This is a genomic window from Streptomyces sp. NPDC059788 (assembly GCF_042732265.1).
In the GTDB taxonomy this organism is placed as follows: domain Bacteria; phylum Actinomycetota; class Actinomycetes; order Streptomycetales; family Streptomycetaceae; genus Streptomyces.
This window is the reverse complement of record NZ_JBHWHY010000052.1, coordinates 35342-50271: the sequence shown is the minus strand read 5'-3', so window position 1 is coordinate 50271 and position 14930 is coordinate 35342. Positions and strand designations below refer to the sequence as shown.

The window sequence follows — 14930 nt, the reverse complement described above, 5'->3', positions numbered from 1 at the left end:
TATGAGATGATCGCGGGGCGGTCACGTCGGACTGCGCTGTCGTTTTTCGGCGCGAGGATTCCGGGGCAAATGAGCAAACGGAGCCACAGAGCCGCATGATGCAAGAATTCCATCCCGTGGCCGCGTGGCAGGGAAGTAGCCGCTCTCCGAGTCGAGGAGGCGTGGGTGCGCGGAGTCACATGACGTGGATGGGAAGTGTTTTCAATTGCACCTTGAGGATAAAACGGTCGTGGTCTACGGGGTTTCGGACCCGCACGGCATGGCGCTGACGAAGGCGTTGGCGCGACGCCGCGCGCTGATCTTTCTGGCCGACTCCGTCCCGGAGAGGGCCGAGAGCGCGGCCCGCGGCATCATCGAGGCCGGCGGAGCCGCCGAATCCGCCGAGGTCGATCTCTCCGACGGCCGCGAGGTCGAGGACTACACGTCCGGCGTGGCCCAGTGGACGGGCGGGATCGACGTGGCGGTGGTCGCGGTCGGCGGCGATCGCGCGGTGATGCAGCTGACGGCGGCCCGGGTGGTCGCTTCGCACATGGCCGCCCGGGGCCGCGGCCTCATCGTGGTCACGTCCGTCCGCGCGTCGTCGGAACGGAGGCTCCGACACCTCGCCCGGATCGTCGCGCCCAGGGGGGTCACCGTGCTTCCGGTCTTCTGCGGTCGCGACGCATACCAGAGCGCTGTCCTTCCTTGAGGGGCCCCGCCTCTTCCGGGACGGCGGGGCTGTCTCCGCCGCCGCGGCGTCCGCCGACGGCGGTTGACGCCGGGCAGGCCGGCCGGGCGGTACCGGCCGAGGGCGCCGAAGAGGCGCGGATACTTCGCATTCGCAGGAGCCGCGAGCGACATCACCATTTTCGGGCGGCGGCAGTGCCGCGACACCTCTGGTCTTGCGCTACCGCTCCGGACGGGGGTGAGGACGGCGGTACGGACGCGCTCGTCCGGTGCCGTCCTCGGCCCCGGCGGACGAAGCCGGCCACAGCGGGATTCGGGCCGGACGACCGGCAGCGAGTGCCGTGCTCGCCCCGCACGGCAACGAACCGCGCTCACCGCGGGCGGCGGCCCGCAGATGTCTCAAGCTGAAGCCGGCTGAGCTGACACTCCCCGAATTCTCCCCGGCGACTTGGAGGGGGCGCCGCACGCGCTTCCACAACGATCGGCTTGCAGCGTGCTTGCGCCGGCGCCGATCGCTCAGAGCCAGTCCCGCCGTTTGAAGATGACGTACAAACTGATACACACGACCGCCATCAGGACGATGGCGAACGGGTAGCCGAACGCCCAGTGCAACTCCGGCATACGGTCGAAGTTCATGCCGTAGATGGTGCCGACGAGGGTGGGGGCGAAGAGGATGGCGGCCCAGGAGGAGATCTTTTTGATCTCCCCTTCCGGGCGGCCCTCACCTGGGCTTTTGTGGTGCTATGGCAGTCTGGCCAGGGTAAATAGATCTTTCAGGGTCTTTCATCATGGCTTGGCTTTACGCGGCCGATTCTCCCCAGGCGCTCCCCACTGGGACTTCGTTCTCCCCAGTTTCTTCCCAGAGAAGCTCATCGGTTGAATTCGTTCCCGACCGGGGATAAGGGAGTTCAGCGGCTGCGAGCTGTCACCGCCGTTTGATGTGGCGTCAGTTTATGCGGCCTCCGGCCTGCCCCCCTCCGCTGCGCTGACGGGGGTGAACAAGCTCACCGACGCGGACCGGCGGGCCCTGCCGCCGGTGTTTCGGGCCCGCGACAAGGAGGCGGTCGGCCCCACTCTGTGTGGGGCCGACCGCTGTCGGTCTTCCTCTCGCCGTCGAGCTGGGCGTGCCAGGTCGGGTGATAGTCGGCCGGTCTCCAGGGAGACGAGGGTGACTTCGTTGCCGGCCCCCCGGTCGTCGTTACATGGACGGGTAGTCGGTGTAACCGCGGTGGTCGCCGCCGTAGAACGTGTTCACGTCGGGCTGGTTCAGGGGTGCCCGGGTCTGCCAGCGCTGCACGAGGTCGGGGTTCGCGATGAAGGCGCGGCCGACGGCGACGAGGTCGGCCTGGTCGTTGTCGAGGAGGGTCTGGGCGATGGCGGCGTCGGTGACCGGGTCCCAGCCGTTGCTGACGATGCGAGGGCCGGCGAAGCGGCGGGAGAGGTCCTCGATGAGGGGCGTGGCGGGGTCTCCGATGGTGTGCAGGTAGGCCAGTCCCATGGCGGAGAGGGCGTCCACGAGCGTGCGGTAGGTGGCGGCGGTGTCGTCCGCGTTGTCCTCGATGGCGCCGTGGAGGTTGATGGCGGGGGAGATGCGGATGCCGACACGTTCGCTGCCGATGGCCTCGCAGACGGCCTGGGAGACCTCGATGACGAAGCGGGCGCGTGCCTCAGGAGTGCCGCCGTAGGCGTCGGTGCGCTGGTTGGTGTGGGGGGCGAGGAACTGGTGGAGCAGATAGCCGTTGGCGGCGTGGAGTTCGATGCCGTCGAGTCCGGCGTCGACGGCGGCCCGTGCGGCGTGGGCGTATTCGTCGATGACGGAGGGGATTTCGTCAGTGCCCAGTGCGCGGGGGGTGGGGTGGGGCTGGGGGCCGGTGGCGGTGAACATCGTGCCGGGTGCGGCGATGGCGCTGGGGGCGACGGTTTCGGCGTGGTGCTTGTTGTCGGGGTGCGAGATGCGTCCGGCGTGCATGATCTGCGCGACGATGCGCCCGCCGCGCCGGTGGACGGCGTCGGCGACAGTGCGCCAGGCGGCGGTCTGGGCGGGGGTGTGCAGGCCGGGTGAATTCATGTACCCCTGGCCTACGGTGCTGGGCTGCACGCCTTCGGTGATGATCAGTCCGGCGGTGGCTCGCTGGCCGTAGTAGGTGGCCATGAGGTCGGTCGGTACGCCGTCGGGGGTGGCGCGGTTGCGGGTCATGGGTGCCATGACGATGCGGTTGTCCAGTGTCCACTTGCCGACGGTCACCGGCTCGAAGAGGTCTGTCATGGGGCTCCTTGAAAGAATGAGGCCGCGGGCGTCGTGGCGATGGCCGGCCAGGGTGCGGTGCGGTGGGTTTTCAGAGGTGCCGGGCTGCGACCACGGTGTCGGTCACGGTGGCTTTCCGGCCGTCCGGGCCGGTCGCCTCGCGCTCGGGGGATGCCAGGCGGGCGGCGGTGAACCGATACGGTGTCGCCGCCTTCGCCGCAGCCCAGATCCAGGGCCCGTCCGGGTGGGGCGAACTGTGCGGCGGTCTCGGCGAGCACCGGGTTGGGGTCGCCCTGCCACACGATGTCCTTGCCGCGGTAGAGGTTCTCCCAGAACCGTGCCGCCTCGGCAGGGGCCTGAACTCCTCGGATGGGGGCGTTCATTGGGGGGCTTTCCGGTCAGTGGGTGGAGACGGGGGCGGTGGGCTGTGTCTGTGGGGGCCTTGGACGTTTTCACCAGGACGGTCAGGGCGAGGACGGCCGCGGCCAGGAGGGCACCGGCGACGATGAACGCGATGCGGTAGCCGTGCAGGAAGCCCTGAAGCTGCAGGGCGCGGGATGCTTCGCCGCCGGGCGGGGTGCGGGGGCCGAGGTAGTCGGTGACGGCCGCGAGGTAGAGGGTGTTCAGGAGTGCCGGGCCGAGGGCCGCGCCGATCTGCTGGCTGGTGGTGAGTGCGGCGCCGGCCACTCCGGCGTCGCGCGGATCGACGCCGGACAGCGCGACGTTGGGACCGGCCAGGAAGAACAGGCCCACGCCCACGCTCACGAGGATCTGGGCCGGCAGGACCTCCCCGGTGTAGCCGGAGACGCTGTCCAGGCGGGTGAGCCACAGCAGCCCCGCGGTGGCCAGGGCGGTGCCGGCGGCCATCAGGGGCTTGGGGCCGAAGCGGGTGACGAGGGGCGCACCGAGTGTGGTGGTGGCGATGATCCCGGCGCTGAAGGGCAGGAAGGCGATGCCGGCCTGCAGCGGGGTGTAGTGGAGGTTGACCTGGAGGAAGTACGTCATGAAGAGGTTCATGCCGAACATGCCGGCGCCGATGAGGAGGTTGGCCAGGAACGCTCCGGCACGGTTGCGTTCCATGACCACCCGCAGCGGCAGCAGAGGGTGAGCGGTGCGGCGTTCCACGAGCACGAACGCGGTCAGCAGCAGGACGGCGGCCGTCAGGAGGACCACGGTGGCGGGAGCTGTCCAGCCTCCGCCGTCGGCGGCCTGGGCGAAGCCGTAGACAAGGGCGACCAGCCCACCGGTCACCAGCACAGTGCCGGGAAGGTCGTGGTGCCGCTTTCCGGCGGCGCGGCTCTCGCGGACGAAGGGCCGGGCGGCGAGAGCGACCGTCAGGGCGATGGGAACGTTGATGTACATGCACCAGCGCCAGCCCGCGTACTCGGTGAGAACGCCGCCCAGGAGAAGCCCGACGGCTCCGCCCCCGCCCTGGAACGCGCCGAAGATCCCGAATGCCCTGGCGCGTTCCTCGGGGTCGGTGAAGGCGACGGTGACGAGGGAGAGCGCCGCGGGTGCCAGGAGCGCGGCGAAAGCACCCTGCAGGGCACGTGCGGTGAACAGAGTGCCCGGGCCGGGCGCCAGACCGCCGAGCATGGAGGCTGCCGCGAAGCCCAGCAGGCCGATGACGAGGACGCGCTTGCGTCCGGCGAAGTCGGCGATGCGCCCGCCGAGGAGCAGCAGTCCTCCGAAGGCGAGTGCGTAAGCGGTGATCATCCACTGGCGGTTCGCGTCGCCCATCGTGAGGTCGCTCTGCGCCTGCGGCAGCGCGATGTTCACGATGGACACATCCAGCACGACCATGAGGGTGGCGACAGACGCCACGATCAGCGCCACCCACCGGCGCGGATCCGGCGCATCCGCATCCGGGATGTTCCCGGCGGTGCGAACGGGTGTAGGCATCGACAGCTCTCCTGAGCTATGAGGGCGGGATTGCCTCGGTGAGCTACGAGGTGCTGCGTGGCTCACGTCGCCAGGACAGTGCGCCCAAGCCCCGAGAAGTTGCAATCCGTCATGCCGGTTCAGCAAGATGCGGTGCGTGGACGACTTCGAGAACGTGCTGGCCGGCGTCGGACCCCGACTGCGGGACCTGCGCCACCGGCACGCCATCACGCTGGCCGCGGTGGCCGAACTCACCGGGATCTCGGAAAGCACGCTCTCCCGCCTGGAGAGCGGAGGCCGCAAGCCCAAGCTGGAACTCCTGCTGCCCCTGGCCCGGGCCTACAACGTTCCGCTCGACGAGCTCGTCGGCGCTCCGGAGACGGGCGATCCCCGCCTTCATCTGCGCCCCGTCACGCGCGACGGCATGACGTACGTACCGCTGACCCGCAGGCCGGGCGGCCTGCACGCGCACAAACTCGTCCTCGGCCCCACCGATGGCGAGCCCGAGCTGCGGACGCACGAGGGCTATGAATGGATCTACGTCCTCAACGGCAGGTTCCGCCTTCGCCTCGGCGACCGCGTCCTGGTCATGGCGCCGGGGGAAGTCGCGGAATTCGACACCCACGTCCCGCACTGGCTGGGCTCCGACAACGACCAGCCGGTGGAGCTGCTGGTCATCTTCGGCAAGCAGGGCGAACGCGCCCACCTGCGCGCCCGCCCCACCTCCTGACGCCCTCGCGTCCGGGCGCAGCCCTCCCGTTACCGGCCGGAATCGGGGAGCGGCATCGCATCCGGGCCGTTCCGGCGATCCCAGGCCCCGCTTCCACACGAGCGCCTCGCATTCTGAACGAGCTGTAGAACGAGGCGGATACCGCCGACCCTGACGGCGCCCTGGCCCGCCCCCTGGAGCGTGAGTGGGCGGTGAACATCGACTCCACCTCCTGCCGGGCCCACCAGCACACGGCCGGTGCCGGGCCCCGGCCGCATCCGGCGGGCCCGGCGTGAGGGCACGGGGAGGTCTTGGCTGCTTGGCTGGATCTTGCCGGCTCTTAAGATCCAGCCATGAAGAAGACGCATGTGGTGGCTGTGCTGGCCTTCGATGCCATGGCCCCCTTCGAGCTGGGCGTGGTGGTGGAGGTCTTCGGCCTGTCCCGGCCCGAGCTGGGCGACCTGCCCTGGTACGAACTGCGGGTGTGCGCCGAGGAACCCGGCCGGGACCTGCGGGCGGTCGGCGGGTTCACGGTGCGCGCCGGGTACGGGCTCGACGCACTGGCCACGGCGGACACGGTCATCGTGCCGGGGGTGGCCGAGGCCGGGGCGGAGGTCTCGCCCGCCCTGGTGGAAGCCCTGCTGCGGGCCCACGCGCGGGGCGCGCGACTGGTGTCGATCTGCTCGGGGGCCTTCGCACTGGCGGCGACCGGCCTGTTGGACGGTCGGCGCGCCACCACCCACTGGCGCTACGCCCGCGCGCTCGCCGACCGGCACCCCGGGATCGAGGTCGACCCCGATGTGCTGTACGTCGACAACGGCGATGTCCTCACCAGCGCGGGCAGCGCGGCCGGTATCGACCTGTGCCTCTACCTGGTCCGGGCCGATCACGGTGCGGCCGTCGCCAACGCGGTGGCGCGCCGCTTCGTGGTTCCGCCGCACCGCGAGGGCGGGCAGGCCCAGTTCATCGAGGCGGCGGTGGGAGAGATCGATGCCGAGGACGACGGCGTCACGCAGAGCATGCACTGGGCGCTGCGTCATCTGCGCACACCGCTGTCCGTGCCCGCCCTGGCCCGGGCCGCGCGCATGTCGCAACGCTCGTACCTGAGGCACTTCACCCGCCGCAACGGCGTGAGCCCCATGCGCTGGGTCATCGCCCAGCGGGTGGCCGCCAGCCTGCCGCTGCTGGAGTCCGGCGAGGGCACCGTGGAGGAGATCGCCGCCGCGGTCGGCTTCGACACCGCCGCGACATACCGGCACCACTTCACCCGCCAGATGCGTACGACGCCGACGGCCTACCGCAAGACGTTCATCAGCGTCCCCGCGCGCCCGTAGGGGCCTTCCGACGGCTGGCGGCATTTTGACGGCCTCAGGCGTTTACGCCACTCGTGGGGCGGGCCCAGGGATCGGAGGATGGAGCCATCGCCGACCGGGAAAACCCGGCACGGCCCACAGAGACCGGTCCCCACCAGCAAGAACACGAGGTACTCCCGATGTCTGCCACGGCTCCTGCCGAGATCACCAGCGCGGTCCTGAGCGTGCCCGCCGCCGCCCCGGCCGAGGCCGTCGCCCACTACGCCGCCCGGCTCGCCTTCGAGGCGGACGTCTCCGATGTCCACGCCGACCTGGCATCCGGCGCACCCGGCGTCGTGGTGGTCGACACCCGCAGCGACGCCGGCTGGGACCAGGGCCACATCCCCGGCGCCCTCCACATCCCCACCCCGCGGATCGCCGACCTGGCACCGCAGCTGATCGACCCGGCCCAGACCGTGGTCACCTACTGCTGGGGCCCCGGCTGCAACGGCGCGACCCGCGCGGCGCTGGCCTTCGCCGGCCTCGGCTACCAGGTCAAGGAAATGCTCGGCGGCTTCGAGTACTGGGTACGCGAGGGCTTCGCCTACGACGCCGCCACCGGCGTCGAGCAGCGCCCCGTCGACGACCTGACCGCCCCGCGCTCGGGCGTCTCCTGCGCGTGCTGAAGGACACCGCACGGCCGGGCGGTGTGATCCGCCCGGCCACCGCGGCCGACCTGCCGGCGATAGCCGACCTGTGCGCCGCCCACGCCGCCTTCGAGCGCGCCGGACCCGTGCCCGCCGATCTCGCCGCCCGCCTGGAGCCCGCGCTGTTCTCGGCACACCCCAGAGTTTGGTGCCTCGTGGCCGACCACAGAGGCGAACTGATCGGTTACGCCACCTGCTCACGGGAGTTCTCCACCTGGCAGGCAGCCGATTACGTCCACCTGGACTGCCTGTTCGTCACCGAACCGTACCGAGGAGGAGGCTGGGGGCACGCTCTGCTCAACGCCGTGAAGGACGCGGCAGCAGCCCTCGGCGCCGCGCACATCGAGTGGCAGACACCCGACTGGAACACCGATGCCATCCGCTTCTACCACCGCGCGGGGGCCCAGGCCCGGCCCAAGGTCAGGTTCTCACTCCCCACCCGCCCAGCAGATGCCTGACCCGGGCATCAGGTCCGGCTGAAGGCGCGCCGATAGGCGCCGGGCGTGGTGCCCGGATACGTCCGGAAACGACGGCGCAGATTGACTGCCGAGACAAGCCCCACCCGGGTGGCGACAGCCTCAACCGGTAGGTCGGTCTGCTCCAGCAATACCCGCGCAGCGTCGAGGCGTTGGCGGAGCAGCCACCGTCCCGGGCTGACGCCGAGCTGTTCGGTGAAGCGCCGGGCAAGGGTCCGGCTGGAGAGCCCGGCACGTTCGGCGAGCCGGTCGAGGGTCAGCGGGGAACCGAGACGGGATGTGGCCCAGTCCAGCAGCGGCGCCAAGGATTCGTCTGCCTTCGCCGGGGCGGGCTGGGCGGCGTACTGGTGCTGGCCGCCCTCCCGGCGCGGCGGCAGGACCATGTTCCGGGCGATCTGAGCGGCGTAGGCCGCGCCGTGATCGGACCGCACCAGGTGCAGGCACAGATCGATGCCGGCGCCGGATCCGGCGCTGGTCGCCACGTCGCCGTGGTCCACGAAGAGCACGTCCGCGTCCACCTGCACCTCGGGAAAGGCGGCGGCAAGTCGGGAGGCGCTGCGCCAGTGGGTGGTGGCGCGCCGGCCGTCGAGCAGCCCGGCCTGAGCGAGGACGAAAGCACCCGTACAAATCGCGACGATCCTCGTCCCGCGCCGGTGAGCAGCCCGCAGCGCCTCGGTGACGGCCGTCGGCACCGCCGTGCCGTGCCGGGGCCAGCCGGGAATGACGACGGTGTCCGCGTCCCGCAGGGCCGACAGCCCCTCCTCGACGAACATCGCGAAGCCTGCGGTGGTCAACAGGCGGCCGGGACGCTCGGCGCAGACCCGGAAGCGGTAGCGGGACGGCACATCCTGTGAGTCGGCACCGAAGACTTCGGCGGCACAGCCGAGTTCGAAGGGCGACTGCGGCGGGGCGAGCAGAGCCACCACTCGATGAAAGGCCAAGGCGAGAAGGTACCTGATGATGTCTTTCCAGACCCGCGCCGGGAAGCCGCGCCGGAACCACGATGGCCTCATGAGCAATGTCTGCGAAACGCGAGTAGTGAGGACCACCGTTCAGGTCGACGGCGAGGCGGCCGGCTACCTGACCGTCGAGCAGGACGGGCCGCCGGTGCTGCTGCTGCACGGCACGTACTGGAGCCGGGCCTGGCTCCCGGTACTGGACGGCCTTGCCGCGGCGGGGCTGCGGCCCCTTGCGCTCGACCTCCCCGGGCTGGGGCGCTCGGGAGGCGAACTCACCCTGGAGAAGGCCGCGGCCCCCGCCCTAGCGGACTGGGTGGCGCGGTTCGCGTCCGCGCTGAAGCTCTCCGGGCCGATTGCCGTGGCGGGCCACGACATCGGCGGCGCCATCGCCCAGCATCTCCTCGTCCACGACCGGCTGGAGGTGCCGCGGCTGGCCCTGGTCAACTCGGTCACCTACGATTCCTGGCCGGTGCCCGGCGTGGCCCGGTACCGGGACCCGGTGGTCGTCGCGACAACCACCGCCGAAGATTTTCTCGCCGCCCGCCGGCAGGCTGTGGAAGCGGCGCTGGGCGGTGCCGCCACCGAGCAGCGGATCGCGGACTATCTGAATCCGTTGACCGATCCGCGGGTCCGCCGCTCCTGGATGTCCCTGGCAGGCGCAGCCGACAGCCGCTACACCCTCAGCCTGGTTCCCGCGCTGCGGCGGTCGCAGGCACCCAAGTTGCTGCTCTGGGTGTGGTCGAAGTTCATGCCGTAAATTGTGCCGACCAGCGTTGGGGCGAAGAGGATGGCGGCCCAGGAGGAGGTTTTCTTTCTGAAAAGTCCTCTTCCGGGCGGCCCCCACCAGGGCTTCTGTGTTGCGGTGTGGCAGTCTGACCAGGGCAAATGGATCTTTCAGTGTCTTTCAATGTGGCTCAGCTTTACGCAGCCGATTCTCCCCAGGCGCTCCCCACCGGGATCCCTTTTCCCCAGTTTCTCCCCAGAGAAGCTCCTCGGGTGGAGTCGTGCCCGTCCTGGACGAGGCACTCAGTGACTACTGGCTGTGACCTTCGCTCGGTGAGGCGCCGGATTAAGCGGCCTCCGGTCTGCCCTGGCCGCACACGGCTTCGGTCGCGGTGGGTGAGACGCGCAATGCCTGCCCCTGCGGGACAAGCGATGGGTGACGAGGCCCACCAGGACTCAGGCCGGGCGCGCGGGGGTGACAGGGCGCGAGCGCCCAGGGCCGATGCCGCAGCTGACGGCCGGCCGCAGGACGCCCACCGTCCGGCAGCGGTCACCAGGTGGGGTGGTGGCGGGCGATCAGTTGGGGGAACCCTCTGGTCAGGCCCTTCATGACGTTATCGCCGTAGCAGGCGAACAGGGGGTTGTCCGGGTCCACCGTCACGCCGCCCGCGGCGCTGACGTACCGGCTCGGCAGGGGCCGGACCGACGCCTCCAAACGAGGGCTGTAGAAGAACGGCATGGAGTACCGGTCGACCCCCGGGGCCGGGCGGACGACCCGGTGAACGGTGGCCTTGAGGTATCCGCGCGTGGCGACCTCCAGCAGTTCACCGAGGTTGACCACGAACGCGTCCGGCAGGACCGGGACGTCGACGAAGTGACCGTCCTCGACGGCGACCTGCAGCCCGCCTTTGTCGTCCTGCACCAGCAGGGTGAGCAGTCCGTAGTCCTTGTGGGTGCCCGCGCCGTCGCCCTTCGGGACGCTGCCCGCCGCGGCGTCCGGCCCCGGGTAGTGCAGCAGCTTGAAATGGATCTGCGGCTCCGGGGTGACCACATCATCCAGGAAGCCCTCGGGAGTCTCCAGGGACTCCAGGATGAGCCTGAGCATCCGGTGCGAGAGGCTCGTCAACCGGTCCATCCATGCCAGTACGGCCGGCCGCAGCTCCGGCAGGGCGGCCGGCCACTGGTTGGGGCCGACCAGCCACTGGTAAGCGGGCTCTCCCGGGCCGGGGCTCCGCGCCGGGCGCTCGGGGCCGATGTCCAGCTGCCGGCGCTGGTCCGGGATGCCCCGGGTGCGCTCCCGCCCCATCGCGGAGTAGCCGCGGAAGTGAGGGGAGTTGAGGACGTCGAGAGCCGCGTGCTCCGACTCCGGCAGGGAGAACAGCCGACGCGTCAGGTCGAGCAGCTCGGCGGCGCCGGTGACGCCGTGGCCGGTGAGCTGGAAGAACCCGATGTCGTGGACGGCGGCCCGCAGCCGGTTCAGGAACCCGGCGCGCGCTTTCGGACCGTGTTCGCTGTCCCGGAGATCGATCACGGGAATCGCTTCTGGCATGGAGTGCTCCTGGTTTCTCGATACGGTTGTGAACCTCACCCCTGCGTTACGGTTCCGGACCGGGCCGCACGGAGGCGGCACGCCGGGACGGGGAGAAGAGAGAAGACGGGGCGGTTACAGGGGCGTGGGAACAGCCCGCGTCGACCAGGTGTCCGGCCGACGCCGTTGTCGATGCCCCGTCAGGACAGCGGAGTGCCGTGCAGGGTCACCGCGTCGGCCGCCCGCTCCAGTGCCGCCGCGCAGTCCCGCTCCGTCTCGGCGACGGCGACGAGGAGGGCATACCGGGAGCGGGAGTCGCCCGGCGGGTACGGCCGCAGCTCCCGGCCCGGGGCCGTCAGCACCCGTACTTCCCGGATCTCGGGCGGCAGCCGGTCCTCCGCGATCCCGACGGACTCGACCCGTACCTCCCTTTCGGGATACAGGAAGCGGACCGCGGCCGTTGCGGAGGCCCCGGACGTCCGGAAGTCCGGCGTGGCGCCGACCGCCAGATCGGCCGCCATCAGGCCGATCTCCAATCCGGTGACCAGGCCGCCGAGGTACGGGACACGGCCGCCGCCGATCCGTGCGTTGATCTCCACGACCTTCGGGCCGGAGGAGGTCAGGCGCAGCTCGGTGTGGGTCACCGTGTCGGTCAGGCCGACGGCGGTGTGGGCTTTCTGGACCACTTCGAGCAGAACGTCGTCGGACAGCAGCGGGTCGTCCGCCCGGACCGTGTGGCCCACCTCCTGGAACCCGGGGGCGTAGCCGAGCTGCTTGTGCGCCACGAACAGTGCCGTGACCTGCCCGTCGCGGCAGACCGCCTCCACACTGATCTCGGGTCCGTCGAGGAACTCCTCCACCAGGGTGGGCTGTGCGTACCGGGGCACCTCGTCGAACCAGATCCTGCCCGCCTGCTGGTAGGCCCGTGCCAACTGCCGCTCGCCGCCGACATAGGTCACTCCGCAACTCGCTGAAAGCGCCCGGGGTTTGACCACCACCGGATAGCCGATCCGGGCTGCCGCCTCGCTCGCCTCGGCCAGACTCGCGACGGCTGCCGACCGGGCCTGCGGGACGCCGGCCCGGTCGAGCGCCTTCCGGCCGGCGTACTTGTCCCGGCATGCCCTCACGGCCTCGCGCGGGCTGGTACGCAGCCCTAGCGCGGTCGCCAGCTCGGCGACGGCCTCCACGCGCGTCTCCTCGTAGGTGAGCACACCCGCGAATCGCTCGGGGTGGGCCCGGACGGCGGCGGTCATCGCCGCGACGTCCAGGGTGTCCACCACACCGAACGAATCGATGTAGGGCTTTTCCCAGGCGGGAGGCGCGGGGCACAGCAAATGCAACCGGTATCCGGACGCCATGGACCGCAGTACGTAAGCGCGCCAGTGCTCGCTGCCGCTGCCTACCAGCAGCAGGAGCGGCCGCCCCGAGGAACCGGCCGAAGAGCAAGCCGCATCAGTGGTGTCGGTGTTCGATGTCGGCATGTGGGCCGGTTCCTCCGTCGTGTCATGCGTGGGGCGGCAGGCGGGGCGAGTGGTGAGGGACGGGGGCTCCTGACGCTGTCCATCCGTCGGTGGTGGGCGCATCGGCCGGTGACGGGCCGGTCGTGGGCGCCCTTGGCCCCGGTCCCATCGTGAGCGCTGTGGGCCCTGGTCCCAGGGCACTCACATCATCACGTGACCGGCGGCCGTTAACCACCCCTGCGTTTTACGCCGAATGGGCACCCACACTATTTGGTTCGGGTTCTCTTCCCGGCAGAGTTGACGGGTGAACCGAGGAAGCGCGCCGCCCTTCGCCGGAGAAACGCATCTGCGCCCACCGTTGGGGGCAGATGGCAGCAGCACACCCCGCACGGAACGCGCAAGACGAATTCGACCGTCACTTCTTCGGTGTAAAAGATGCACGTGGACAACACCGCCCGGACCGAGTGAAGATGACGAACGAACAGGGGCCGATACTTCAATGCCTGCCAGGCGCACCATTCCACTGCTTCGACAACCGTTCCTCCGCCGGCAACCGTCACACCACACCCGCCGCATCAACGCCGCGGTGCCTCCCGCCGTCGCACCACCGAAGCCGCGCCGTACGGGTCGACAGGTGCTCACTCAAGTCCACCAAGCCAGGTACCGCGTGTTCCGATATCGAGGCCGAGCGGCAGCGCTTCGGGGCTGTGCCCACTCTTGCGCGTCGGCTCTTCTTCTCCTTCCGGGGTCCGACGGTGTCGCCTTGACAGGGCGGGTGCCCGGCTGGTGCCCCCACTCCGTGCACGTCGTGAGCGAAGGAGTACCCATGCTCTCAGCGGACAAGAACCGCATCCTTTCCCAGGTCGAACGCGGTACGCGAATGGGTGAACTGCTGCGCAGATATTGGCATCCGGTGGCGCCGGTCCTGGAGCTGACCCAGCGTCGCGTCAAACCCGTACGGCTGCTGGGAGAGGACCTCGTCCTGTTCCGCAAGCCGGACGGCAGCCACGGCCTGATTTCCCGGCGCTGCCCGCACCGGGGCACCGACCTCGGTATCGGCTGGGTGGACGGTGACGTGATGCGGTGCGCATACCACGGGTGGGGATTCGACTCCGAAGGCCGTTGCACGAGCCAGCCGTTCGAAGAGGCGGGCCCGTCCGGCGGATTCCGCGGCAAAGTCGGTGTCACCGCGTACTCCACCACCACGCTCGGCGGGCTGATCTGGGCCTATCTCGGCCCCGCCCCCGCGCCGCTGCTGCCCGACTTCGAGCCGTTCACCTGGGAGCACGGCTTCGTCGAGATCATCATGACGGAACTCCCGTGCAACTGGTTCCAGTGCCACGAGAACAGCATGGACCCCGTCCATTTCGAGTGGCTGCACCAGAACGGGAACGCCGTACGCAGCGACCCGGAATCCCCCACGTATGTACCCCGGCACCTGTCGATCGACTTCCTGGAATTCGAGCACGGTTTCGTCAACGGGCGGGTGGTGGAAGTCCCCGAAGTCCGCCCGACAGGTTCCTACTCGAGCACGAACGACGTGACCGACGGCGGGATCCTCAGCCTGTGGCCCTACACCCTCGCTTCCGGGAACACCATCGAGTTCCGGGTGCCGGTGGACGAACGGCGCACCCTCAATTTCACCTGGCAGTACTCCGTGCTCCCCGACGACGTACCGCCCGGCCGGCAGGATGCCGGCGCGATTCCGTACTGGTACGGCCCGCTCACCGACCCGGCGACCGGTGACATCATCACGTCGCACACCGGGAACCAGGATTTCGCCGCGTGGATCGGTCAGGGAACGTTCGCGGACCGGACCGTCGAGCAGCTGGGGCGCGGCGACAAAGGCATCACCCTGCTACGGCGGAGGTACTTCGAAGCGATGCGGAAAGTGGCGCAGGGGGAGGACCCGCCGGGCACGGTGCGCGACCCCGCGGCCAATGTCAGCATTCAACTGCCCCTCCTCGGCAAGGCCCGCTACACACAAGGGGTACCGCGCGAGGTTTTCGAGAAGAAACTCGCTGCCCGCAAGAAGAACGGGCTCCTCGGGATCGGCGGATTCTGGACGGTGCAGGCCGGGCGGCCGAGCCACCTCCAGAAGGAGTACGACGAGATCGCGGGCGTCGTACGGAAGGCACCTGCCGGCAGCGTGTGACGCCTTTCGTGCAGGCGTCACTCATACGGACCATTCAGCTGCCCGAGTCACTCACCCGGACCATTCACCACAGTGACTCGGCCGGCGAAAGGGCACCCTCACTACCCGGGCTGAGCGGCCGTCGGAGGA

Annotated in this window: 12 protein-coding genes and 1 pseudogene; 7 read left to right on the top strand and 6 right to left on the bottom strand. The window is 69.9% G+C overall.

Annotation, left to right across the window (positions count from 1 at the left end; translation table 11 throughout):
- The first annotated feature begins 184 nt into the window (after positions 1–184).
- Positions 185–688 carry an SDR family NAD(P)-dependent oxidoreductase gene (locus tag ACFV57_RS34585; RefSeq protein ID WP_385240388.1) on the top strand — a complete coding sequence of 168 codons (504 nt, stop codon included), beginning with the start codon at positions 185–187 and terminating at the stop codon, positions 686–688.
- Between the two features lie 494 nt (positions 689–1182).
- Here the strand turns inward: ACFV57_RS34585 and ACFV57_RS34580 are convergent.
- The 3 genes and pseudogenes from ACFV57_RS34580 to ACFV57_RS34570 form a co-directional block, all read right to left on the bottom strand.
- Positions 1183–1371, bottom strand: a pseudogene (locus tag ACFV57_RS34580) (CorA family divalent cation transporter); the annotation flags it as partial.
- Positions 1372–1864: 493 nt separating this feature from the next.
- Positions 1865–2932, bottom strand: coding sequence for an alkene reductase (locus ACFV57_RS34575; RefSeq protein WP_385240385.1), 1068 nt, complete (start codon positions 2930–2932; stop codon positions 1865–1867).
- Positions 2933–3034: 102 nt separating this feature from the next.
- A complete protein-coding gene (locus ACFV57_RS34570) occupies positions 3035–4813 on the bottom strand; it encodes an MFS transporter (RefSeq protein WP_385240382.1) in 1779 nt (592 codons plus the stop codon).
- A gap of 127 nt (positions 4814–4940) precedes the next feature.
- Between ACFV57_RS34570 and ACFV57_RS34565 the strand changes: the two genes are divergently transcribed.
- The 4 genes from ACFV57_RS34565 (at position 4941) to ACFV57_RS34550 (ending at position 7958) form a co-directional block, all read left to right on the top strand.
- Positions 4941–5522, top strand: a complete 582-nt coding sequence (locus ACFV57_RS34565) for a helix-turn-helix domain-containing protein (RefSeq protein WP_385240379.1) — start codon at positions 4941–4943, stop codon at positions 5520–5522.
- Between the two features lie 332 nt (positions 5523–5854).
- The gene (locus ACFV57_RS34560; RefSeq protein ID WP_385240376.1) at positions 5855–6835 is read left to right on the top strand and encodes a helix-turn-helix domain-containing protein; all 981 of its coding nucleotides are present in this window, start codon (positions 5855–5857) and stop codon (positions 6833–6835) included.
- A gap of 158 nt (positions 6836–6993) precedes the next feature.
- Positions 6994–7479 carry a rhodanese-like domain-containing protein gene (locus tag ACFV57_RS34555; RefSeq protein WP_385240373.1) on the top strand — a complete coding sequence of 162 codons (486 nt, stop codon included), beginning with the start codon at positions 6994–6996 and terminating at the stop codon, positions 7477–7479.
- Positions 7473–7958, top strand: a complete 486-nt coding sequence (locus tag ACFV57_RS34550; protein WP_385240370.1) for a GNAT family N-acetyltransferase — start codon at positions 7473–7475, stop codon at positions 7956–7958. Before ACFV57_RS34555 ends, ACFV57_RS34550 begins: the two co-directional genes overlap by 7 nt.
- Positions 7959–7966: 8 nt before the next feature.
- On the opposite strand, the gene ACFV57_RS34545 is transcribed toward ACFV57_RS34550, so the two are convergent.
- Positions 7967–8902: a GlxA family transcriptional regulator gene (locus ACFV57_RS34545; RefSeq protein WP_385240439.1), complete on the bottom strand. Its 936-nt coding sequence runs from the start codon at positions 8900–8902 to the stop codon at positions 7967–7969.
- An 85-nt stretch (positions 8903–8987) separates the two neighbouring features.
- Here ACFV57_RS34545 and ACFV57_RS34540 point away from each other — a divergent pair, with 85 nt between their 5' ends.
- Positions 8988–9692, top strand: a complete 705-nt coding sequence (locus tag ACFV57_RS34540) for an alpha/beta fold hydrolase (RefSeq protein ID WP_385240367.1) — start codon at positions 8988–8990, stop codon at positions 9690–9692.
- Positions 9693–10208: 516 nt separating this feature from the next.
- On the opposite strand, the gene ACFV57_RS34535 is transcribed toward ACFV57_RS34540, so the two are convergent.
- The gene (locus ACFV57_RS34535; protein WP_385240364.1) at positions 10209–11207 is read right to left on the bottom strand and encodes an isopenicillin N synthase family dioxygenase; all 999 of its coding nucleotides are present in this window, start codon (positions 11205–11207) and stop codon (positions 10209–10211) included.
- 179 nt (positions 11208–11386) lie between these two features.
- Positions 11387–12667: an acetyl-CoA carboxylase biotin carboxylase subunit family protein gene (locus tag ACFV57_RS34530; protein ID WP_385240361.1), complete on the bottom strand. Its 1281-nt coding sequence runs from the start codon at positions 12665–12667 to the stop codon at positions 11387–11389.
- Positions 12668–13472: 805 nt separating this feature from the next.
- Here ACFV57_RS34530 and ACFV57_RS34525 point away from each other — a divergent pair.
- Positions 13473–14801 (top strand): Rieske 2Fe-2S domain-containing protein, encoded by a 1329-nt coding sequence (locus tag ACFV57_RS34525; RefSeq protein WP_385240358.1) that lies wholly within the window; start codon positions 13473–13475, stop codon positions 14799–14801.
- Positions 14802–14930 lie beyond the last annotated feature (129 nt).

Bases quoted from the DNA above. Each gene is read 5' to 3' on its own strand.
- ACFV57_RS34575 (WP_385240385.1), bottom strand. From the start codon at position 2,932: ATGACAGACCTCTTCGAGCCGGTGACCGTCGGCAAGTGGACACTGGAC.
- ACFV57_RS34540 (WP_385240367.1), top strand. From the start codon at position 8,988: ATGAGCAATGTCTGCGAAACGCGAGTAGTGAGGACCACCGTTCAGGTC.
- ACFV57_RS34525 (WP_385240358.1), top strand. From the start codon at position 13,473: ATGCTCTCAGCGGACAAGAACCGCATCCTTTCCCAGGTCGAACGCGGT.
- ACFV57_RS34530 (WP_385240361.1), bottom strand. From the start codon at position 12,667: ATGCCGACATCGAACACCGACACCACTGATGCGGCTTGCTCTTCGGCC.
- ACFV57_RS34560 (WP_385240376.1), top strand. From the start codon at position 5,855: ATGAAGAAGACGCATGTGGTGGCTGTGCTGGCCTTCGATGCCATGGCC.
- ACFV57_RS34570 (WP_385240382.1), bottom strand. From the start codon at position 4,813: ATGCCTACACCCGTTCGCACCGCCGGGAACATCCCGGATGCGGATGCG.
- ACFV57_RS34535 (WP_385240364.1), bottom strand. From the start codon at position 11,207: ATGCCAGAAGCGATTCCCGTGATCGATCTCCGGGACAGCGAACACGGT.
- ACFV57_RS34555 (WP_385240373.1), top strand. From the start codon at position 6,994: ATGTCTGCCACGGCTCCTGCCGAGATCACCAGCGCGGTCCTGAGCGTG.
- ACFV57_RS34565 (WP_385240379.1), top strand. From the start codon at position 4,941: ATGCGGTGCGTGGACGACTTCGAGAACGTGCTGGCCGGCGTCGGACCC.